A 21,931-nucleotide genomic window follows, 5' to 3' on the forward strand; every position below is an offset into this window, starting at 1 on the left:
TCCTCAGTGCGCGTGGGAATGTTCGGCGGCGCCACGCGACGCTTCCGATTTCAGCAGGAAGGTGTTGCCCGTCGCCACCTGGTCGCCGGGAAACAGGCCGAAGGTGATTTCGGCGGCGGCACTGTTGCGGCGGCCGATTTCAACGGCCCGCGCCTGGAACCCCTCCTCGTTGCGCACGAAGACGACATTCTCGCCGTTCAGGGTCTGCAGCGCCGATGCCGGAACGGCGATGTCCGCCTTCTCCCCGTCGGCGACGATGGTGCCGGTACCGAAGTCACCGGGACGCCACTGCCCTTCGGCATTGTCCAGGGCCGCCACCACGTGGGCCGCTCCCGTCTGTGCCTCTAGCGTGGCACCGGCCGCGATGACCGTGCCCTGTGCCGTCCGGCCGTCCTGGCCCTTCAGTGTGACGGACTGTCCCTCGCGCACCTGCGCCAAGTCGGCTGCGTAGACCGGCAGTTCCACCCAGACCTTGGACAGGTCGGCGATGGTGAAGATTTCCTTCTCCGCTGCCGCCAATTCGCCGCGCACCAGCTCGCGCCGGGTGACGCGGCCGGCGATTGGGGCGCGAACCTCCAGGCGGCTCAGACTGGAAGCGCCTTGCCGCGACAGGTCCGCGATTTCCGCCGACGTGAGGCCCAGCGTACCCAGGCGCTGGCGGGTGGCGTCCAGGGTGATGCGGCTGGTCTCGGCATTGGTGCGGGCGTCGAGATAGTCCTGCTCCGCCGACACCTTCTTGCGCCAAAGGTCTTCCTCACGCCGCAGCGTCGTGGCGGCCAGCGCCTCCTGCCGCTGGGCGGACATGTATTCGGCCTTGGCGTCGGCCAACTCGCGGCTGTCCAGGACAGCCAGCACCTCGCCTGCCGCCACCGGCTCGCCCAGGCGCTTGCGCACCTCTATGACGACACCGGGAACCCGTGTCGTGACATGGGTCATGCGATCGGCGTCCGCCACGACGGTACCCATCACCCGGATTTCTCTGGAAACCTCGGCCGGACCGGCGGCCACGACCTTGATGTTGGCTTTTGTGATCTGTTCGGCCGTGAGGTGGATGGTGCCTTCCTCATCCTCATGCCCCTCCTCGCCCTCACCGCCGTGGCCGTCCTTGCCGGACGTCAGCTCGGCGGTGGGCTTGCCGTTGCCGCCAAAGGTCCAATAGCCGACGCCGGCGACGGCCAAGGCCAGGGCCGAGACGCCGATCAGAATGCTCTTCTTGTTCATGGTGTCACCTCTCCGCCCTCGGCGGTCGCGGTCAGGCGTTCAAGCTCGGCCCGCGCATTGTGGAAACCCTGGAGCGTGTCGATGAGGTTGCGCCGCGTATCGAACAGCGTGCGCTGCGCCTCAAGCATTTCCAGGTATGAGAACTTGCCTTGCCGATAGCCCTCCTGCGCGGCGGCGAAAGCCTGCTCGGCGGTGGGAATGATTTTTTCCTGCAAGGCTGCAGCCGTATCGCGCGACGCGTCCAGGTTGGCGCGGGCGACGGTCACGCGCCGCTCCTGGTCGATGCGCTCGGCCGCCAGGTCCGCCTCGGCGGCAACCAATTCGGCACGCGCCCGTTCGATGGCGCCGCGGTTCTGGTCGAACAGCGGGATGGGAACGGACACGCCGACCAGGAAGGCATTGTCACGGCCCTCCCGGAACCGGCGAAAGCCACCGGACACCGTCACGTCGGGAATGGCCTTGGACCGTTCCACATCAAGCTCGGCGCGGCTGCGCCGCACTTCGGACTGCCGGCGCAGCAGCTCCGTGGACTCCGCCGCCGGTTCAGCAGCCGTCGCGTCGAGCCGTCGGAACCAGTCCTCTTCCAGCCGGAGACCGGCCTGGCCGATGCCGGTAAGTCCGGCCAGGACCTGACGGGCCGCCCCGGCCCGGCGCTTGGCCTGCTCCAGTTCTAACTGGGCCTGGCGCCGCGCGATCTCGGCACGGCCGAGTTGGATCGGTGCTTCGCGGCCAGCCTCCAGGCGCGCCTGGGTGGACCGCTCCACCTCCCCGGCCAACCGCAACTGCTCGTTGGCCAGAGTCACGGCGGCATCAGCGGCGACCGCCTCGGTGAAAGCCTGGCGCACGTCTCGGACCAGGTCCAGCTTCGTAGCCGCCAGGTCGAAGCCGGCGGTGGACCGGGCGGCCCGGGCCGAGCCAACCCGAGCCCCGCGCTTGCCGCCCAGCTCGATCTTTTGGGACAGGCTGTAGGTGGTCTCCACGTTCCCATAGCCGCGATAGGGACCGCTGCCCTTGAAGTTCTCCAACTCGACCGAGATCTCGGGGTTGGGCATGACATCGGCTTGGTCGACCGCCCCGCCCGCAGCCCGCAGCCGTGCGGCGACCGCAGCGATGCGCGGCGCCACCTCCAGAGCGCGGGCGATGGCCGTTTCCGGCGTCAGGACGGATGGGGATGAGGGGGAAAGTGTGGAGGGTTCGGCGGCTTGGGACTGTTGTGCCCCGACCGTCGGCGCCCAGACGAAAACCATCGTCAAGGCGGCTGCGACTTGCGTGCGCATGGATGCTCCGCGTGCGGACAAGCGAATGGCGGGCGGACCCAAGGGGCAATCACCCGGACGGAATTCGGATTGTCAGGCGCGCGGTGGTTCGTCAGGCAGGATCGGATCGGCACTGGCCGGCGGAAGTACCGAATCCATCGCGTAGCGGGTCTGCTCCCACACCACAGGCTCGGCCACGCGGGTAGCGCGTGCCCGATCGGCCACATGCATGTGGCTGCAACCATGATGGTAGTCGACATGCGCCTTGCCGGCCGGGTGGCTGCTTTCGGCAGCCACCGTCTGGACGTCACAATTCCCGATGTCCGCGGCATGGATGCCGGGGGCATTGAACAGGAACGCCGCGAGAAGCAGCAGGACGGTCACGAAGCGCATGAAGCGGAAAATAGGCGTGTGTCACGGCCCCTGCAAGCCTGTATTTTCGTAATCGTGTACGATGCGGAAGGCAATTGCTTCCCCCGCCTATTCGGGAATAGGCTCTGACGGTTACGTTGTCCCCTTCGAAGGGTGCCCGGAGCAATGCGTCGCTTCGTTTGCACGATCCTATCTGTGATCATGTTCTTGACGGTCTTCCATGCGGCGACCGAGCTGGTCTTTGATGCTGGGGAGCCGGCCCTCACGGCCTCGACCCTCAATGATATCGACGAGGATATGGATACAGCACGGCGCGTTCCGGAGCGCGCCGCCGGGCAGAATGGGGTGTTCCTGCATCGCTGCCATGATGGCGGACTCCATCTTCTTGTCGTTCTGCCTGCGGCGGACGCCCTGGCTATCATGGCGATGACTGACCATAGTGGGGTGGTGCCAGGGGGATTTACATTGCCTGAAAATCACATCCGCATTGACCGCCCGCCAAGGGCAGGCTGAGACCAAAGTAACTAAGGCCCCCCTGTGCCGGACATTGACGAAACAGGGGTTTCCGCCCGCGCGCACCGCAGAAGTCGCGTTTGTCGACGATGAACGGGTGCACCCGGCTTTCCCGAACTCGATGTGAGAATAATCATGAAGACGATGATAACCGGCATAGTGGCCGCGTTGCTCCTGACCGGATGCGCGACCACACCACAATCACCGGCCAGGACCGTTGCCGACAGCTCCTGTGAAAGCGGTCAGCGCTACATGCAGGTAGGTACGCGCCCAACCGGTCATAAGTGGCACGGTCTCCGGTGGCGTCGAGGCGAGTGCGCGCCGGGAACACCCTTGCAGCCCAAGCCTTGAACATAAGCCAGGGCGTAAGGTGCCATTGATCAGACGGTCGCCTTGGTCCGTGACAGTTTAATGCCATACTAGTATCAAGCCGCCTTGAGCTTGGCTCGTAGCGGCTTGATACACCCAAATGCTACAAGAGTTCCTGCCTTATGAGTTCCCCGATAAGGTGAAATCTATGCGACAGAAGGGTTTGAAGGTCGACTCGACAATTGCTCCCTCGTGTATCAAGCCCCAGGCCGCCGCCAGTTTCTGACCGCAGCGGTCTGAACTCGTCCAAAATGCCGAACCGGCTCAACAGCCGAAATCGTCGAAAGCGACCTGGTCGCTGGAGACTCCTAACCCGTGAAGCATTTCCAGCGTCGCCTTCAGCATGGCCGGCGGGCCGCACACCAGGAACTCGCAGGATCGCAGGTCGCGGTGGCGGGCAAGGTACTGGGCTCGGACGGCCTCGTGCACCATGCCCCGGTGCCCGTGCCAGTCGTCAAGGGGAGCGGGCTCGGAAAGTACGACGTTCCAGGTGAAGCCGGGATGCTCCTGCTGCAACCGTTCGAATTCCTCGCGATACAGGATGTCCCGCGCGGTCCTGGCACCGTACCAGTAGGTGATCCGGCCCCCGGCATCCTTGCGCAGCAGTTCGTCGCGGATGATCGCCCGCAGAGGGGCCATGCCGGCGCCGCCTCCGATTGCCACGATTTCCCGGCTACCTTTCCTGGCTGCAAAGTTGCCATAGGGGCCGAAGAACCGTACCTCGTCATCGGGTTGAAGCCCAAAGACATAGCTTGATCCGGCACCGCATGGGATCGCGGCCGTATCGGGAGAGGACATGAAGCGGACGTTCAGGACAATCTCGTTCGCCACTTCACCCGGTCGGGTTGCCAGGGAGTAGGACCGACGGAGGCCGCCCTGGTGACGGATAGTCTCGGGAACGGCCAGTTGGTGCCAGTCCGCCCGCCAGTACTCGGGGATGCCGAACCGGGCCGGACTGGTGCTGTAGGCCGGGATCGCCAACTGGATGAACTGGCCGGCCCGGTAGGCGGGCACGGTGCCTTCCTTCATCCGCAGTCTGACCTCCTTGATGGTCGGGCTAAGAAAGCGGATGCTGGCGACTGTCGCCCGGTATCCCTCGTTGTCGAGCGCCTGGTCGGGAACCGTGATAATGCCGCCGGGCACAACCCTGTGCCGGCAGGCTAGACGGTGACCTTGTTCCAGCGCGCGAACTGGAATGTGCTGGCGGTCGGCATCACTGATCGGCGTTCCGGCAAGGGTGACCCGGCACAGCCCGCAACTGCCGCCGCCGCCGCAGCTGGACGGCAGCACGATGTCGGCGCTGGCAAGGGCATCGAAGTAGGACACCCCTTCCGGCAACGCCAAGTCCCGGACGGTGCCCGATACCGTGCGCAGTGACACGGGAACGCCCTGCCTGCGCAGCCGGCGGGCGATCCGCCCTAGGTTGAAATCCTGGCGCCCGAAGCTGTCATAGACCAGGAACAGGCCGGAGACGGCCAGCCACAGCGCCGCGACGGTGGCGAGGATGATCAGCGGGTGGTTGAAGCTTTCCCGCTCCCCGTAATCCATGATGTGCAACATCCAGGCGATGTCCCAAAGCCGCCAGGCATCGTTGCGCCGCTCCAGCACCCGCCCGGTTTCGGTCGAGATGTAGAGCGTGGTGTTGTCCACATCGGCGAAGGCGACGCGCCACATCGCGCCCTCGTGCCTGCGGGCCTCCAGGTTCGGCCCGGCAAGCCGCTCCACGCCAGCGATGGGTGCGGGGCCGGCATAGTCCGCTGCCGCGATACGGCGGGCCAGGTCCTCCGTTATCCGCACGGGAGATCCGTCCTGCGCGGAAAGGAGATGCACGCCCCCGGCGGTGTGCGCCTCATAGACGAAACCGTCCAGCAGCGACCGCAGGCGCAGGGCGACGACCGGGCTGCCGGCCAGTCGCGATCGCACGACCGCAAGCGGCACCAGCGGCGTGTCCGTCGACAACAGCGGCGGGGTTAAGGTCCGGCGGGTATGGTCGCCAATGACATAGTGGTGGTCGATGAGCGCCATGGCCGCACCGCTGGCCGCCCACAGCGCGAACTGCAGCCCCATCAGCAGGCCGACCCATTTGTGAAACCAGCGGAAAGTCTGCAGCATCAACGCCTCCCAGCCCGGGCCGCAGCCGTTCTCCGGCGGCGGAAACTGTAGAAAAGCAGCCAGACGCCGCTGGCCATGGCGATGGTGGCGGTCAGCGTGGCGACCCGCAGCAGCGTGTTGTTGACATCCTCACGTTCGGCATAATCCATAATGTGGAACATCCAGACGAAGTCGAAGAGCCGCCAGAGATTGTGCCTGCGGGCCAGCAGGTCCCCGGTCGTTGGCGACAGGTAGAGCGTGTGGTCGTTCCAGCCGTCGAACCGCACCTGCCAGACCGGGGCCGCGCGGCCCCGGATTTCCGACGGTGCCTCCGGCAGCAGGGTGGCAGACCGGATTTCCGAACGACCGGCATACAGGCTTAGCGCCACCTTGCGCGCCGCCGCCTCGTCCAGGGGCGGACGCTCCGCCCCGGTGGCCGCGTCCACCAACAATGTGCCGATGGACCGCTCAACCACGTAATGGGGCTGATCCAGCAGCAGCTTCAGCCGCACGCCGCGGACCTCATCGTAGGTGCGGCGGATATCGTCCACCTCGACGCGCACCTGGTCCAGCGGCAGCGGTGCCGCGCTATGGGAGCGGATGAAATGGTCGCCATGGATGATCTCGATCGGAACCGCGACCATGTAGAGACCGCTGACCGCCCAGATCACGGCCTGGACGCCGATCAGCAGGGCCAGCCATTTATGTGTCTTCCTGGCAATGGAAGCCGGACGCATTCACGCCTCCAAGGACGTTTGTGGGTATGCGGCGGGCCCGGCCCGGAGCCGTGCCCGCCGCACCGGGTCAGAAGTTGAACGTCATGCGCACATAGCCGCGGCGGCCGAGCAGGTCGTAGGTCATCGTATCGGTATTACCGTCCGTCCAGCTTTGGATGAACGGTGCGTCGCGATCGAACAGGTTGTCGATACCGATCGCGATGCGGGCGCTCTCCGTCACCGCATAGCCCGCCTGGACATTGTGGTAGAAGACGTTGGGTGTCCGGTAGCCGATGGCCGTGGGCGCGGCGTTGAAGTCGGTCGCCTTGCCGATCCACTGCACCGAGTAGGTGGCGTTCCACGTCTCGTCCGACACAGTGCCGCTGAGGTTGGAGCGCCAATGCGGGAACCCGCCATTGCCACCGCCGATGAACCCGTCAAAAAGGATCGGCGGCGCGCCCTGGAACGGTGTGACCGTGTACTTGTCAAGGTAGGTGGTGTTCCAGTCGATGGCCACGCCCAGGTCGGCCAGATCGAACTGGTACATCAGGCCGAAATCGACGCCGCGCATCTTCTCGCGGCCCGTGTTCACCGGCTGGGCCGACAGGAAGTTGATCTCGCCGGTCAGCGTGTTGCGGGTGAAATGCTCCGCCCCGCAGAACGGGTGGTTGAGACCCGGCGCGTTGAAACAGACCGACAGCTTGGTGGAACCGGGAATGGACCTGATGGCATCCTTGATCCGGATGTCGAACAGGTCCGCCGTGACGGTCAGGCCCTCCGCGAAGCCTGGCTGGAGCACGGTGCCGATGGTGAAGCTGTCGGAGGTCTCCGGCTTCAGGTCGCTATTGCCGCCGACGGTGGTCAGCACCGTGTTGCCAAGCTGACGGAAACCGGCGGGAACGCCGCTGGCCCGGCAGTTGGCCGCCACGACGGAGCCCGACGGCAAGGACGAATAATTGCTGCACGGATCGGTCGTGGTCAGGTTGCCTTCTGACACGCCGCCGAACAGCTCCGGCACGTTGGGGATGCGGAACGCGGTTCCATAGGTAGCGCGGAACCGCAGGCCGTCGACCACCTGCCAGTCCAGGCCGGCCTTGTAATTGTCGGCGCTGCCGAACAGGTCATAGTCGGAATAGCGGGCCGCCGCGTTCAGTTCCAGCCGCTGGGCGAAAGGCAGGTCGGCCAACAATGGTACCTGCAGTTCCAGGTAAGCTTCCTTGGCCTTCACCCGGCCCGCGATCGGATCCTGCTGGTTGGTGTTGGCGACGCCCAGTACGGTCAGCGCGTCCGGGTCGCGCCAGCCCTTTTCCTCCCGGTAGACGATGCCGGTGGCGAAGCCCAGGTCGCCCGCTGGTAACTCGAACAGGGAGCCCGTCAGGTCGAACGTGCCACTGATCTGCTCGTTCCCCCCGCTGTCGCGGCTGGTATAGAGGATGTAGTCCAGCACCTGCCGCGACAGGTCGCCCGCCCCCAGATAGTCGCCACAGGGAATAGCGGCGTTCGCAGCGCCGCTGCAGACGCCGATGTTCAGCGTCTGGCGAACCCGGTCCAGATTGGCGACGTTGGTGGAACCGTCCACGCCCTTGTTGCGGCCCCAGTTGAAGGCCGTTTCCCAGCGCCAGCCGTTCCCCAGCGTGCCATCCAGGCCCAGCACGGCCCGCCAAGTATCGACGTCCTGGTAGAACTCCCGCGGTCCCGGCTCCACCAGACGCCGGCCCTGGATGATCAGCGTCTGTCCGGTCGGGTTGGTGGGATTGTTCGCCGCCACCGTCAGGTTGCGGAGCGTACCCGGCGTGGCGATCTGGTCAGACTGCCGGTTGGTGAACATCAGCTCACTGAACAGGCGCACGTCGTCCGACACGCTTAGATGCCCGAACATGCTCGCCGATACGCGCTCGATTGGGTTCACCGCATTCAGGAACGGGTTGGAATTGAAGTTGTGCTTAGCCCCGGAATAGGGTTCGTAGAAATTCCCGTTGCCGCCGGGCGTCTGGTTGAAGTTGATGCTCTGGCCGTTGGGCAGCAGCGCCCGGCCGCCGGCGGTGGACGAACTGCCGACACAGACAAGCTGTCCGCCGCTCTCTCCCAAGCCGCAGGGTTCACGGTCGGCTAGGTTGACGGAGCCGGATTTGGAGTAGCTGAGTGACGAGACGATTGAACCCTTGTCGCCGGACACGCCCCAGGTCAGGTCGGCGCTCTTCTCCTCCCCGTCGCCTTCGTCCGTGATCCCGTACTTGGCCGAAACCTCGACCCCGTCGAAGTCGGTGCGGGTGACGATGTTCACCACGCCGGCCACGGCGTCCGCCCCATAGATGGCTGATGCGCCGTCCTTCAGCACGTCGATGCGCTGGATGATCGACACCGGGATCGTGTTCAGGTCGGGTGCCGAGTTGGCGCCGGTGCCGCCAGCCACCACACGGCGACCATTCAGCAGAACCAGGGTACGGTTGATACCCAGACCACGCAGATTGACCTGCGCCGTGCCGTAGCCGTTGTTGGCCCAGTAGGCGTTGGTCTGGTTACCGGCAAAGCCGGCGCTGGATGGCAGCCGCTGCAGCAAGGTTTCGATGCTGGCCACGCCCGTGTTCGCGATGGCCTCCTGCGTCAGCACGGTTGCCGGGCCCAGGCCGGTAATGTCCTGGCGCGCGATGCGGCTGCCGGTGACGACGATTTCTTCCAGCGTCTGCTTGCTATTCTGCGCCATGGCAGGCGCCGCCAGGACGCCCGTGGCCAGGGCAGTAGCGATAAGGAGGTTCCCCGTGAAGCTCTTCATTTGATGTCCCCGTTCCAGTCTTGGCAAGGACCGGCAGCCCGCTGATCAGGGCGCAGCAGGGTCCTTGCCTGGAAAATCGAATGTCTGTCCCCCAATGACTGGAGATCCCCGCCGTGACCGGGATGGTCGGAACTGGGATGATCCGGCAGTCCTCGGCCCTGTTGTTCTTATGGTCGGGGCGTTTCCGAGGATCGGGCTACATCCGGGCGGAACCGGTCCGTCCACTCACCGCATCGCGAAGCGCGGAGGGAGCGGTCCATCCGTGGATGACTGCCGGCAACCTGATTTGGGGGGATGGTGGCCGCGAGGCCTGGACTGGCGCCACCAAGGCGCACGTGTCCCTTGCTCAGGCCGCTACCGGCGGCCGGAGGTTGGGCGCGTGCCCTATGCCGGCAGGCACATCGCCCGCCACCGGCTTTCTGTCGTCGCTATCCAGTGTGGCGGGTAGCACCGTGTCACCCGATGGCAGGCCCGACAGCATGGTGAGGCAATGGATGACGCCGCAGCAGGCGCCGCCTCCGGAACAGTCGGTAGGGCAGGCTTCGTCCGCCATCCCGTCCGACAAAGAACGGCCCGCCATGACCATGCCGTGGCGGGCTGTCCCGGATTGTCCGGCAGACGGGGCTTTCCCATGCGCCGCTTCGCCAGCAGCACTGTCCTGGAAAGTCCGGGCGTGGGATGCGTTGGAAACGGCGAGCACGAGGGCCACGGTCAGGGCAAAGAACCCCACCAAGCACAGGCGCCGTATCGTTTCCAACTGATCCACCAAGTCCCGCCCCCTGACTGGTCTGAACCGGATTATCAGCATATGCTAAGTACAGGGACCATAACCGTCAAGCGCTTCGTCGACCGGGTGGACGACGAAGTCAGAAGCGGTCCGGGGGACGGTCAGCGCATGGCGCGAAGGAGGCCGCCCTCCCGCCGGACCCAGGATCGCCTACCTGAAGGACCTCAGGCGCAAGGCGTTGCCGACGACTGACACAGAACTCAGCGCCATTGCGGCAGCGGCAATGACGGGACTGAGTAGGAACCCGAAGAACGGGTAGAGGACCCCGGCCGCCACCGGCACACCCAGCGCATTGTAGATGAAGGCCAGGAACAGATTTTGCCGGATGTTGCGCATCGTGGCGCGGCTCAGCGACCGTGCCCTGGCGATGGCCGCCAGGTCACCCTTCACCAAGGTGACGCCCGCGCTTTGGATCGCCACGTCCGTGCCCGTGCCCATCGCAATGCCGACATCGGCCTCGGCCAGGGCCGGGGCATCGTTGACGCCGTCGCCTGCCATCGCCACGACTCGCCCGTCGGCCTTCATGCGTCGGACGATGCTGTTCTTGTCATCCGGGCTGACCTCCGCTACCACCTCGTCGATTGCCAGGCGCCGCGCGACCGCCATCGCCGTGGTCTTGTTGTCGCCGGTCAGCATGACCACCCGGATGCCATCCGCGCGAAGCACCTCCAGGGCGTCGTGTGTGGTGGGTTTGATGGGATCGGCCACCGCGATGATTCCGGCCGGGCGGCCATCCGCGGCTACGAACATGGCCGTGGCCCCGTCGGCCCGCAGGCTTTCCGCCTGTTCTGACAGGCGGTCGAGGGATATGCCCATTTCCGACATCAGCTTCGCATTGCCCAGGATGACCTGGCGCCCCCCGGCCACGCCCGTCACGCCGCGGCCGGTCAGGGAGCGGAAATCCGCGACCATGGCCAGGCTCGCGCCCCGTTCGGCGGCGGCGGTCAGGATGGCGGCGGCGAGCGGGTGCTCGCTGCCCTGCTCAAGGCTCGCCGACAGGGACAACAGCTCTAGTTCGCTGAAACCGTCCGCCGCCACCAGGGCCGTGACCTTGGGCTTGCCGACGGTGAGCGTGCCCGTCTTGTCCACCACCAGGGTATCGACTTTCTCCAGCCGTTCCAGCGCCTCAGCATTCCTGATAAGGACCCCCTCGGTCGCCCCGCGCCCGATACCGACCATGACGCTCATCGGCGTGGCCAGCCCAAGGGCGCAGGGACACGCGATGATCAGGACCGAGACGGCGGCCACCAGTCCGTACGCATAGGACGGGCTCGGTCCCCATGCTGCCCAGGCGGCGAAGGACAGGAGGGCGATCAGGATGACGGTCGGCACGAAATAGCCGGAAACGGCATCCGCCAGCTTTTGGATGGGAGCCCGGCTGCGCTGCGCATCGGCGACCATCTGCACGATCCGCGCCAGCATGGTCTCGGCCCCGACCTTGTCGGCCCGCATCACCAGTCCGCCCGTGCCGTTGAGCGTCCCGCCGATGAGCTTGGCACCGGGTTCCTTCTCCACGGGGATGGACTCGCCCGTCACCATGGACTCGTCCACCGACGACCGGCCTTCGAGCACGACGCCGTCAACGGGCACCGCCTCTCCCGGCCTCACCCGTAGTCGGTCCCCGGCATGGACCCGGTCCAGCGGGATTTCCTCGTCCCGCCCGTCCGGCGCCAGCCGCCGCGCGACCTTGGGCGCGAGGTTAAGCAATGCCCGGATCGCGCCGCCGGTCTGCTCGCGCGCGCGGAGCTCCAGCACCTGTCCCAGCAGGACAAGCACGACGATCACCGACGCCGCCTCGAAATAGACGGCCACCGAGCCGTCGGCATTGCGGAAACCGCTGGGAAACGCCTGGGGCGCCAAAATGGCAGTGACACTATATACGAAGGCGGCACCGATCCCCATGGCGATGAGGGTGAACATGTTGAGGCTGCGGGCGAGAACGGATGCCCAGCCGCGGACAAGGAAGGGCCATCCCGCCCACAGGACGACCGGGGTCCCCAGCACGAGCTGCGACCAGGCATTCTCCGTCGGCGACAGGTAATGCGTCAGGCCCAGGCCCGGGATGTGCCCCCCCATCTCCAGAAGCAGGATGGGAGCCGTCAGGACGCCGCCGACGGCCATTCGGCGTTGCATGTCCCGAAGTTCTTCGCTCGGCCCGGCGTCCGACGCCGCTACCTCTGGCTCCAGGGCCATGCCGCAGATCGGGCAGTTGCCCGGACCTTCCTGTCTGACCCGTGGGTGCATGGGGCAGGTGTAGATCGGCTTCCGCTCAGGCGCATCCGCCTGTTGCCTTGTGCCCCTAAGGTAGGTCTCTGGATCCTGCGCGAACTTTTCCTGGCATCGGGATGAGCAGAACCAGTAGGTCTTCCCATCCCGTCCCAGCCGGTGCCTTGCCGACGCCGGGTCAACAGCCATGCCGCAGACAGGGTCTTTCCCAAGCATGGGTCCTGCACCATGGGATGCGTCGCCGTGATGGGCATGACCGCAGGCCGCGTGGCTGCGATGTGGAGTTCTGCTTTCGTCTTTTTGCATTATGACCTCCTACAGAGAGTAGGTGCTATCGGTCAGGTGGATCTCCCGCCCTGCCTTAAGGGGTGGAAGGCTGGCCGGACGCCCCCGCGCCAACTGGGGGATCCGGCTGCACCTGCCCTAAAACCAGAAGCGCACGCCGGTGACAATGGAGAACTGGCTGGGCCGTTCCCCCTCGCTACGCGCTATGTCCGCCGTGTCGCCCAGCTTGCGGTCCCACTGGATGCCGATATATGGGGCGAACTCCTTCACGAATTCGTAGCGCAGCCGCAGCCCCAGGCCCACGTCGTTGACGCCTCTGCCAACCCCCAGTTCAGCAACCCTCTGAACCGCGACATTCAGTTCCATGCTCGGCTGGAGGATCAGTTTCCGGGTCAGTAACAGGTCGTATTCGGCCTTCAGCCGGCCGGACAGGTCTCCGTCCTCGCTGAAAAAGGCTTGGGCCGTCACGTCGAAAAAGTGAGGTGCGATGCCCTTCATCCCGACCACGCCGTAGGCGGTCCCAGGCCGGGGCCGGAAGTCATAGCGGACACCGGCTTGCACGTCCCAGAACTCGGACCTCATCCGGCTGTAGAGAAGCTGGACTTCCGCCTCCTCGACGCCACCGCCATTGGGCTTGCTGCCCTCTGTCATGAACCAGAGCCTCTCCGTATCCCCGCCGGCCCAGCCCTGCGCTTCCCAATTCACGGAATCGCGCCCGTCGATCCAGCGGCGCTCAATCTGGTCGACCTTCAAGGTACCAAACAGCGGCGTCTCATGCTCCGAAGCATGGTCCTCCCCGGCCTGGGCCGTCGCGGACGACAGGGTCAGGATCCCGGCCATGAGTGTGGCCAATCCCAATCGCATCAGTTTCTTTTGCATCTGCCACTCCACGATCAAAGGCTGGCTGCTCTTGGTTCGACGATGAATCTCGTCATCATTCCAGACGCCATGTGGAACAGCAGATGGCAGTGGAACGGCCATTCGCCGGGCTCGTCCGCCGTCAACTGCACGGATTTGGACTGCCCGGGCGGCACCAACACGACATGCTTCTTCGGCATGCGGTCGGTCTGCCCGTTTTCCAGCTCCATGAACATGCCGTGAAGGTGCATAGGATGCGCCATCATGGTCGTATTGACGAATTTGATGCGCACCCGGTCACCGTAGGCCACGCGGATGGGCTCGCCCTGGTCGAACTTTCTGCCGTTCAGGGTCCAGATGTAGCGCGACATCATGCCCGTAAGCTGGACCTCGATCTCGTGCGTCGGCTCACGCAGGACCTTGGCCTTGGCCAGCGATTTTAGGTCGGCATACGACAGGGCCTTCGTGCCCGGCGGTGTGCCAGCATCCCCCCAGCCCACTGCGCGACCGGGCTCCGGCGGAGCCGGCTGTGTCTGGTCCATCCCCGCCATAGAGCCATGGTCCATCCCGGCCATGCCCTGCATCCCCGCCGTGCCGGACATGGAACCGTGGTCCATACCCTGCATCGCCCCATGGTCCATACCTGCCATGGAATCCCCCCCCATGCCGGCATGGGCCATGCCCATATCCGCCATGGTCAGGATGGTGCGGGGCCGGCGCTCCGGGATCTCCCCTTCGGCGCCCTCCACGGTCGCGATGGTCGCCCTGGCATAGCCGCTGCGGTCGATGGGTTCGGCAAAGAAGGTGAAAGGCCTGTCGCCCGTCGGCATGACGACGACATCGTAAGTCTCGCCGACGCCGAATCGGAACTCGTCGACCTTGACCGGCATGACGCTCTGCCCGTCCGCCGCAATCACCGTCATGGGCAGGCCAGGGATCCGCACATCGAAGATGCTCATCGCCGAGCCGTTGATGATGCGCAGGCGCACCCGCTCACCCGGCTTGTAGACGACCGTCAAGTTATCCTTTGGCCCCTTGCCGTTCACCAGGAATTGATAGCCGGTGACATCTGCCAGGTCTGTCGGGTCCATGCGCATGTCACCCCAGTCCTTCCGGTCCTGGATGGTGGCGCGCATGCCGTCGCGCTCGGCATCGGACAAGAAGTCTGACAAGGTGCGCTTACCCTTGTTGTAGTAGCCCTCGCTGACCTTCAGCTTGCGCAGGACCGTCTTCGGGTTCTCGGCAGTATGGTCGGAAAGCAGGACGACCAAATCGCGATCCGCCCTGACCGGCTCGCGGTCGGCCGGGTCGATGATGATGGCGCCATACATGCCCTGCTGTTCCTGGGCGGCGGAATGGCTGTGGTACCAGTAGGTACCGGCCTGCCGCAGCGTGAACCGGTAGGTGTAGGTCTCGCCCGGCTTGATCGCCACGAAGCCGTTGAAGCCGGGGGAGCCGTCCATGACGCCCTGCAGCAGCAGGCCGTGCCAATGGATGGAAGTGGGCTCATCCAGCCGGTTGGTAACCCTGATCACCACTTCCTGACCTTCGCGCCAACGCAGGGTGGGTGCCGGTACCGAACCGCCGATGGCGATGGCTTCTGTGGTCACACCGTCCACATTTATACGCGTCCGTTCAACGGCCAGATCCAGGGTCTGGTCGGCGGACGCGAAGCTGCGCCGACCGGGAAAGGCGGTCACGACACCCGCCATTCCCGCTGCCCCGGCAAGCCGTATTAAGTTACGCCTGGAAACCGATGTTGGATTGTTCATTTTCCGTCCCCAATCACTTCTGGATGACGATCTTGCCGGCCATGCCGGACTGGTAATGGCCTGGGATGTTGCAGGCGAACTCCAGCGCGGCGTCCTTGGAGAAGGTCCAGGTCAGTTCCTTCGTTTGCCCCGGACCGATCAATACGCTGTTTGGATCATCATGCTTCATCGATGCCATGTCCCCCATGGAATGGCCCATCTTGGAATGGTCCATGCCCGACATGTCGTTCATTCCGGTCGGCGTCAGCATCCCATGCTCCGCCATCATCTCCATTTCCTTCTGATGGGCGGCGTGCATTTCCACCGTGCCGATATTGAACTCGTGCAGCATTTCACCCTTGTTGGTAATGACGAAGCGGACGGTTTCGCCCTTTTTCACCTCTATCTTCTCGAGGTTGAAAAGGTTGTCGACGGTCTCGATCCGGACCGTACGGGTGGCCTTCGCAGCCTCCCCCGGCTGGCCGATCTCGACGGCATGGGCGTGGCCGGCTGCGCCGACGGCGGCCATGGCGCCCCCCGTGATGCTGATGATGCTGACCCCAGCCAGGATGGCGGAGACGGCCTGCGTGATGCGGAGGTTAATGTTCATCTTGGAATGTCCTGTCGGTATGCCGGCCTCCTTCGTAACGGTGGAGTCCGGTCGTGACCCAGCGAAGACCCTCTTCGCCTTGATAAGTCCGGTGCACGGATGACGCTGGCGAACATTCCTGCGGAAGCGGCCGCACGGTGTGCGGCAGGCATCGCGGACGGGCACGATGGCGAGACACCCCAGCATGGAGCGCTTACAGCCGTGCAACCGATTATAAGTTCGCTTTCAATCCTGCGCAGCAGAAGCCGCAAGCAGGCGATGCCCTTTGCCCAAGCGCGTCACTTGGGTAGGCCTCGGGCGGGAAGCCTCGGAGGGCGCAGCATTGGGGAGATGGAGCGGCCCTTGACGAGATCATTGACTACGGGCAGTAAATCCGCCATTCGCCAGCCGACATGGCTGAAATCGATCTCATAGTCCGTCAGTATCGATTGGCCGCAGGCCACGACGCAGCAACCCGTCTTGGACGCTTTCGACGTTGAGTCGCCATGGTCGGCGTGCTGCGCGTATTCATGTGCATCGTGACATGTCGCGTCCGACCCGGCGGACATATCCATGGCATGCATCGTCAGCGGCACGTGCGCCATCGCGGTAGCGCTGCCAAAACCCGATAGGCTACCGCATCCTATGAGGAGGCCAATCAGCATCACAGCGAGGGGGCGGGCGATGGACATGCAGAACGATACCCTACCGGCAGCGAACGACAGCGTCATTCAAATAATATTTATATATCGGAATGCAGCCATGGCGCAAGGTATTTCTTCGCCCGAACCTAGAGCGTCGGGTGAACAGTTTGTCATGAAATCTTTTCCACTCAAGTAAAAGAAACACCGTGTAGTTCTGGGCCTACACTATCTATAGGTACATACGCCAGCTTCGATCCGGTAAATATCATCGGAACGAATTCCATTGCCGCGGCAGCGGCACCAGCGTTTCTCCAAAAGACCAGCACGCAACGACCTCGGTTGGCGTGTCGTAAGTAGGGACAGCGAAATTGCGGCTGGCAGGTTAAAGTCGACGACGGTGAAGGGGCAATGCGCTGCTGGATTGGCGCATTCGTCCTAATGAAGAGCAGCTGACCGGACTCGATAACACAGAGTTGCGGTGACGTGCTGCTCTTGCCAACCGCAAAGGGCTGTGGGAGGGTAGCAGCATGAAACTGTGGATCGCCCTTTGCCGCCTGCTGTCGATCCTGACGGTGGCTGGCCTGTTGACCGCGTCGATGGCACCGCCGTCGATGGCTGGAGTGGGCAATGTTTCTCTCTCCGTCGCGGACATGGCCTCCATGCCGGACGAAATGCCTTGCTGTCCCGACGTGGATGAGGCTGCGCCCGACTGCGGCAAAGCTTGCCCACTGGCAATTCTTTGCCTGGGCATAGGTGTCGCCCAAGCCTCGGCGCCTGGTTCGATGATCGCGCGGCTGGACCCCATCGCCGTGATGCTGCCCGGCGGCGACAGCACCCATCGCAGCCGCGGGGTCCCACCACCCCGCAAGCCGCCCCGCCTCTGAGGTTCATCGCCGGCATCAATTGAGGCCGGTTGCCGATCCCGTGCGGGCTCGTGCCCTGCGCGGCCCTTTCCGATGGACCTTGGAAGCACCGCGATGATCTCGCCCCTGATGAGGCGGGCCGCCGGCCCGTTCGCCCTCGCCGCCATCCTGGCGGCGGGAACCGGTGGCTATTGGGCCGGACGGCAGGACACTCAGCCGCCGACCGCCGCCGCTATCGACGCCCCGGCCCGACGTATCCTCCATTACCGAAACCCGATGGGCCTGTCTGACACCTCGCCCGTGCCCAAGCAGGATTCCATGGGCATGGACTATATCCCCGTCTATGCGGACGAGGCCGACGAGAAAGGTGCCGTCGCTATCTCCACCGCCAAGCGGCAGCGGACGGGCGTGCGTACCGACATTGCCGCGATACGGATAATTGCCGAGCCCTTGTATGCGCCTGGCCTTATCCAGTTGGACGAGCGGCGCGTCACCGTGCTGGCGCCGCGCGTCGACGCCTTCATTGAGAAGGTGGCCGATGTGACGACGGGCGGCCGGGTGGCGGAGGGCCAGGTACTACTGCATTTCTACGCGCCCGACATCGCAGCAGCAGCAGCCCTGTTTCTGGGTGAACTGAACGGTGGTGCCACGCGCGGCGGCGCCCGCCAGCGGCTGGCCAACCTGGGCGTCCCGCCGGAGACCATCGTCGAGATCGAGCGGATGAGGCAGGTGCCCTTCCCCATGATGTGGCGAGCACCACGTGACGGGGTCGTCATGCAGCGCAACGCTGTGGAGGGGATGAAGGCGGCGGCGGGCGATGTGCTGTTCCAGTTGGCCGACCTCTCCAACCTCTGGATCGTCGCCGACGTGCCGGAGGGCAGGCTGGACGAGTTGCGCCCGGGCGCTGCTGCAAGCATCCGACCGCGTGGCCTGCCGGGCCGGGTGCTGAAGGGGCGAGTTTCCGTGATCTATCCGCAGGTCATGGCCGACACCCGCACCGTCCGCGTGCGGATCGAGGTCGCCAATCCTGACGGCGCCCTGCGGCCCGACATGTATGCCGATGTCGAGATAGCAACCGGTGACGGCACGCCCGTGCTGGCCGTTCCCGACAGCGCCGTCATCGATAGTGGTCGGAGGCAGACCATCATCCTGGACAAGGGCGACGGCCGGTTCGAGCCGCGCCAAGTGCTGCCGGGCCGGCGCGGTGGCGGCTATGTCGAGATCCGCTCCGGCCTTGTCGCCGGCGACCGTGTGGTAACTGCTGCCCATTTCCTGATCGACGCCGAAAGCAACCTGAAGGCCGCCCTGGACGGCATGCGGGACGGGGAGGTCACACCATGATCGCCCGCCTGATCGCCTGGTCGGCCCGCAACCTGCTGCTGGTGCTTATCGGCACCGCGTTCACCGTGGCCTCCGGCCTCTACGCGCTGAAGACCCTGCCGCTGGACGCCATCCCCGACCTCTCCGACGTGCAGGTCATCGTTTATACCGACTATCCCGGCCAGGCGCCGCAGGTGGTCGAGGACCAGGTGACCTATCCGTTGAGCAGCGCCATGTTGACCGTGCCCCGGTCGAAGGTAGTGCGTGGCTTCTCCTTCTTCGGTGTATCCTTCGTCTATGTAATCTTCGAGGACGGTACCGATCCCTACTGGGCACGGGCACGCGTGCTGGAATACCTCAACGCCGCCGCTCCCCGCCTGCCCGACGGGGTGAACCCGGGCCTGGGACCGGACGCGACGGGCGTGGGCTGGGTCTATCAGTACGCGCTGGTGGCGCGTGAGATGACGCTGTCCGAGCTGCGGTCCTTGCAGGACTGGGTGGTGCGCTTTCCCCTGTCGCGGGCCGGAGGCGTGGCAGAGGTGGCCGGCATCGGCGGCTTTGTCAAGCAGTACAGCATCATCGTGGACCCGTTGAAGCTGCGCACCCAGGGCGTCACCCTTTCCATGATCCGTGATGCCGTGCAGGCCAGCAACCGCGATGTCGGCGGACGCACCTTGGAACTGTCGGAGGTCGAGTTCATGGTGCGCGGACGCGGCTACCTGCGCACCGCCGACGATATCGCCGACATCACGCTGCGCAGCATGGAGGGCGTGCCGCTGCGCATCCGCGACGTGGCCCACGTGGAGATTGTGCCCGACGAAAGGCGCGGCATCGCCGAACTGGATGGCGAGGGTGAGGTGGCGGGCGGCATCGTCCTGCAGCGGTTTGGTGCCAACGCCCTGTCCGTCATCGACAATGCCAAGGCCCGCCTGGGCGAGATCGCCGCCAGCCTGCCGGATGGGGTGGAGATCGTCTCCGTCTACGACCGCTCCCACCTGATCGGCGCGGCCATCAACACGCTGACGGGCACGCTGCTGGAGGAAAGCCTGATCGTGGCCCTGGTCTGCGTGGTCTTCCTACTGCATCTGCGCAGCGCCCTCGTCGCCATCCTGATGCTGCCCGTGGGCATTCTGATGGGCTTCGCTGCCATGCGGGCCATTGGCCTGGGCGCCGACATCATGAGCCTGGGCGGCATCGCCATCGCCGTCGGCGCCATGATCGACGCCGCCATCGTCATGATCGAGAACGCCCACAAGCACCTGGAGCACAGTCCGCCCGACAAGCCGCGCACCCAAGTGCTGATCGACGCGGCGACCGAGGTGGGGCCGGCCCTTTTCTTCAGCCTGCTGGTCATCACCGTTTCCTTCCTGCCCATCTTCACGCTGGAGTCGCAGGAAGGGCGGCTGTTCGGCCCGTTGGCCTTCACAAAGACCTTCGCCATGGCCGCCGCCGCCCTTCTGTCGGTGACGCTGGTGCCGGCGCTGATGGTGCTGTTCGTGCGGGGGCGGATCGTTCCGGAGCATCGCAACCCCGTCAATCGCCTGCTGATCCGGCTGTACCGGCCCGTCATCACGGCTGTGCTGCGCGCCCGGGGCCTGACCATCCTGCTGGCCCTGCTGGTGCTGGGTGCCAGCGTCTGGCCGGCGCACCAGTTGGGCTCGGAATTCATGCCCAGCCTGGATGAAGGCACGCTGATGTATATGCCCACCACCCTGCCGGGCCTGTCGGTGACCAAGGCGGGCGAACTGCTGGCCACCCAGGACCGCATCATTCGCTCCTTCCCGGAGGTGGCGTCGGTCTATGGCAAGGCTGGCCGTGCCGCCACGGCCACGGACCCGGCACCGTTGGAGATGTTTGAGACCATCATCAACCTCAAGCCAAGGTCGGAATGGCGGCCCGGCGTCACCATCGACAGCCTGAAGGCGGAGATGGACAGGGCACTGCAATTCCCCGGCGTGTCGAACGCCTGGACCATGCCCATCCGCGCCCGCATCGACATGCTGGCCACCGGTATTCGCACGCCGGTGGGCATCAAGCTGTTCGGCCCCGACCTGGCGGTGATGGAACCGCTGGCCCGCCGCATCGAGACGGTCCTGCGCACCGTACCGGGCACGACCAGTGCCTATGCGGAGCGCGTGATCGGCGGCTATTACCTGGACATCGTGTCCGACCTTCGGGCGCTGGGCCACTACGGCCTGACCGTCGGCGACGTGCAGGATGTCGTGGCCACAGCGCTGGGCGGGGCAGTCGTCACGACCATGGTGGAGGGGCGGGAGCGCTATGGTGTCTCCCTGCGCTATCCACGCGACCTGCGCGACAGCCCGGCCACCATTGCTACCGAGGTGCATGTACCGCTGCCGGGCGGCGGATCGGTGCCGCTGGGGGAGGTAGCCGCCATTAAACTAGATCGTGGCGCCACCTCCATCCGCACGGAGAACGGCCAGCTCGCCACCTATATCTATATCGACATGGCTGGGCGCGACCTGGGTTCCTACGTCGCCGACGCGCAGGCGGCTGTAGCCGACGCCGTCACCCTGCCGCCTGGCTACACGATCGGCTGGAGCGGGCAGTTCGAGTATCTGGAACGGGCTGAGGCACGGCTGCGCATCGTCGTACCGGTGACGCTGCTGGTGATCTTCCTACTGCTCTACCTGAACTTCCGTGCGCTGACCGAGACGCTGATCGTCATGCTATCCTTGCCCTTCGCGCTGGTCGGAGGGGTGTGGCTGATGTGGTGGCTGGGCTTCAACCTGTCGGTGGCGGTGGCCGTGGGCTTCATCGCGCTGGCCGGCGTGGCGGCGGAGACGGGAGTCGTCATGCTGATCTATCTCGACCAGGCGCTGGCTCAGATCAGGGCCGAGCGCGCGGCCAAGGGCATGGCGTTGACCCACGAGGATGTGCGCGACGCAGTGATGCGCGGGGCCGTGGAGCGGGTGCGGCCCAAGATGATGACGGTCACCGCCATCATTGCCGGCCTGCTGCCTATCCTGTGGAGCGATGGGGCCGGGTCAGAGGTGATGCGGCGCATCGCCGTGCCGATGATCGGCGGCATGGTCTCCTCCACCCTGTTGACCCTGGTGGTGATCCCCGCCGTCTACGGGCTGGTCAAGGGGTGGCGGCTGCCGCCGGCGGGGGGAGGTGGCTGATGTAAAGCCCCTCCTTACTGCGCGCCCTCGTTCACCATTTGTCCGCTTAGCGTGGTTTTTCGCCCCTTCTATGTCGTGACCCCGTGATGGCCGAAATGGTCGCTTCGGCAGCGATCTTCTCAACAACGTTCATTTCCGATCGTTCCCCTTG

Annotated in this window: 16 protein-coding genes; 4 read left to right on the plus strand and 12 right to left on the minus strand. The window is 65.1% G+C overall.

Features of this window, described 5'->3' with window-relative positions; all coding sequences use genetic code 11:
* Positions 1–3: 3 nt before the first annotated feature.
* The 3 genes from AC1Q7F_RS30430 to AC1Q7F_RS30440 all read right to left on the minus strand — a co-directional run bounded on the left by AC1Q7F_RS30430 (position 4) and on the right by AC1Q7F_RS30440 (position 2,870).
* Positions 4–1,221 (minus strand): efflux RND transporter periplasmic adaptor subunit, encoded by a 1,218-nt coding sequence (locus AC1Q7F_RS30430; protein ID WP_492512300.1) that lies wholly within the window; start codon positions 1,219–1,221, stop codon positions 4–6.
* Positions 1,218–2,498 (minus strand): TolC family protein, encoded by a 1,281-nt coding sequence (locus AC1Q7F_RS30435; protein WP_492512301.1) that lies wholly within the window; start codon positions 2,496–2,498, stop codon positions 1,218–1,220. The genes AC1Q7F_RS30430 and AC1Q7F_RS30435 overlap by 4 nt, the downstream gene beginning before the upstream one ends.
* A 72-nt stretch (positions 2,499–2,570) precedes the next feature.
* The gene (locus AC1Q7F_RS30440; RefSeq protein WP_492512302.1) at positions 2,571–2,870 is read right to left on the minus strand and encodes a hypothetical protein; all 300 of its coding nucleotides are present in this window, start codon (positions 2,868–2,870) and stop codon (positions 2,571–2,573) included.
* A gap of 144 nt (positions 2,871–3,014) precedes the next feature.
* Between AC1Q7F_RS30440 and AC1Q7F_RS30445 the strand changes: the two genes are divergently transcribed.
* Positions 3,015–3,362 (plus strand): hypothetical protein, encoded by a 348-nt coding sequence (locus AC1Q7F_RS30445; protein ID WP_492512303.1) that lies wholly within the window; start codon positions 3,015–3,017, stop codon positions 3,360–3,362.
* Between the two features lie 633 nt (positions 3,363–3,995).
* Here the strand turns inward: AC1Q7F_RS30445 and nqrF are convergent.
* From nqrF to AC1Q7F_RS30490, 9 genes are all read right to left on the minus strand, one after another.
* Entirely contained in the window at positions 3,996–5,843 is a 1,848-nt protein-coding gene (nqrF, locus tag AC1Q7F_RS30450; protein WP_492512304.1) for an NADH:ubiquinone reductase (Na(+)-transporting) subunit F, read from the minus strand.
* Positions 5,843–6,559 (minus strand): PepSY domain-containing protein, encoded by a 717-nt coding sequence (locus tag AC1Q7F_RS30455; RefSeq protein ID WP_492512305.1) that lies wholly within the window; start codon positions 6,557–6,559, stop codon positions 5,843–5,845. The genes nqrF and AC1Q7F_RS30455 overlap by 1 nt, the downstream gene beginning before the upstream one ends.
* Positions 6,560–6,626: 67 nt before the next feature.
* Complete coding sequence (locus AC1Q7F_RS30460; RefSeq protein WP_492512306.1) at positions 6,627–9,311, minus strand: TonB-dependent receptor; 2,685 nt, start codon at positions 9,309–9,311, stop codon at positions 6,627–6,629.
* A gap of 346 nt (positions 9,312–9,657) precedes the next feature.
* The gene (locus AC1Q7F_RS30465) at positions 9,658–10,077 is read right to left on the minus strand and encodes a hypothetical protein (protein ID WP_492512307.1); all 420 of its coding nucleotides are present in this window, start codon (positions 10,075–10,077) and stop codon (positions 9,658–9,660) included.
* A gap of 171 nt (positions 10,078–10,248) precedes the next feature.
* Complete coding sequence (locus AC1Q7F_RS30470) at positions 10,249–12,630, minus strand: heavy metal translocating P-type ATPase (RefSeq protein WP_492512308.1); 2,382 nt, start codon at positions 12,628–12,630, stop codon at positions 10,249–10,251.
* Positions 12,631–12,747: 117 nt separating this feature from the next.
* On the minus strand, positions 12,748–13,488 hold the full coding sequence (locus tag AC1Q7F_RS30475; protein WP_492512309.1) for a copper resistance protein B: 741 nt from the start codon (positions 13,486–13,488) through the stop codon (positions 12,748–12,750).
* A 14-nt stretch (positions 13,489–13,502) separates the two neighbouring features.
* A complete protein-coding gene (locus tag AC1Q7F_RS30480) occupies positions 13,503–15,239 on the minus strand; it encodes a copper resistance system multicopper oxidase (protein ID WP_492512310.1) in 1,737 nt (578 codons plus the stop codon).
* 13 nt (positions 15,240–15,252) lie between these two features.
* Complete coding sequence (locus AC1Q7F_RS30485) at positions 15,253–16,014, minus strand: cupredoxin domain-containing protein (RefSeq protein ID WP_492512311.1); 762 nt, start codon at positions 16,012–16,014, stop codon at positions 15,253–15,255.
* A 92-nt stretch (positions 16,015–16,106) separates the two neighbouring features.
* Positions 16,107–16,499: a hypothetical protein gene (locus AC1Q7F_RS30490; RefSeq protein WP_492512312.1), complete on the minus strand. Its 393-nt coding sequence runs from the start codon at positions 16,497–16,499 to the stop codon at positions 16,107–16,109.
* 479 nt (positions 16,500–16,978) lie between these two features.
* Between AC1Q7F_RS30490 and AC1Q7F_RS30495 the strand changes: the two genes are divergently transcribed.
* The 3 genes from AC1Q7F_RS30495 (at position 16,979) to AC1Q7F_RS30505 (ending at position 21,780) form a co-directional block, all read left to right on the plus strand.
* On the plus strand, positions 16,979–17,335 hold the full coding sequence (locus AC1Q7F_RS30495; RefSeq protein ID WP_492512313.1) for a hypothetical protein: 357 nt from the start codon (positions 16,979–16,981) through the stop codon (positions 17,333–17,335).
* Between the two features lie 93 nt (positions 17,336–17,428).
* A complete protein-coding gene (locus AC1Q7F_RS30500; protein ID WP_492512314.1) occupies positions 17,429–18,655 on the plus strand; it encodes an efflux RND transporter periplasmic adaptor subunit in 1,227 nt (408 codons plus the stop codon).
* Positions 18,652–21,780 (plus strand): efflux RND transporter permease subunit, encoded by a 3,129-nt coding sequence (locus AC1Q7F_RS30505; RefSeq protein ID WP_492512315.1) that lies wholly within the window; start codon positions 18,652–18,654, stop codon positions 21,778–21,780. Before AC1Q7F_RS30500 ends, AC1Q7F_RS30505 begins: the two co-directional genes overlap by 4 nt.
* Positions 21,781–21,931: the final 151 nt, after the last annotated feature.

This window comes from Niveispirillum sp. GW835-FHT14G11 (genome assembly GCF_058793615.1).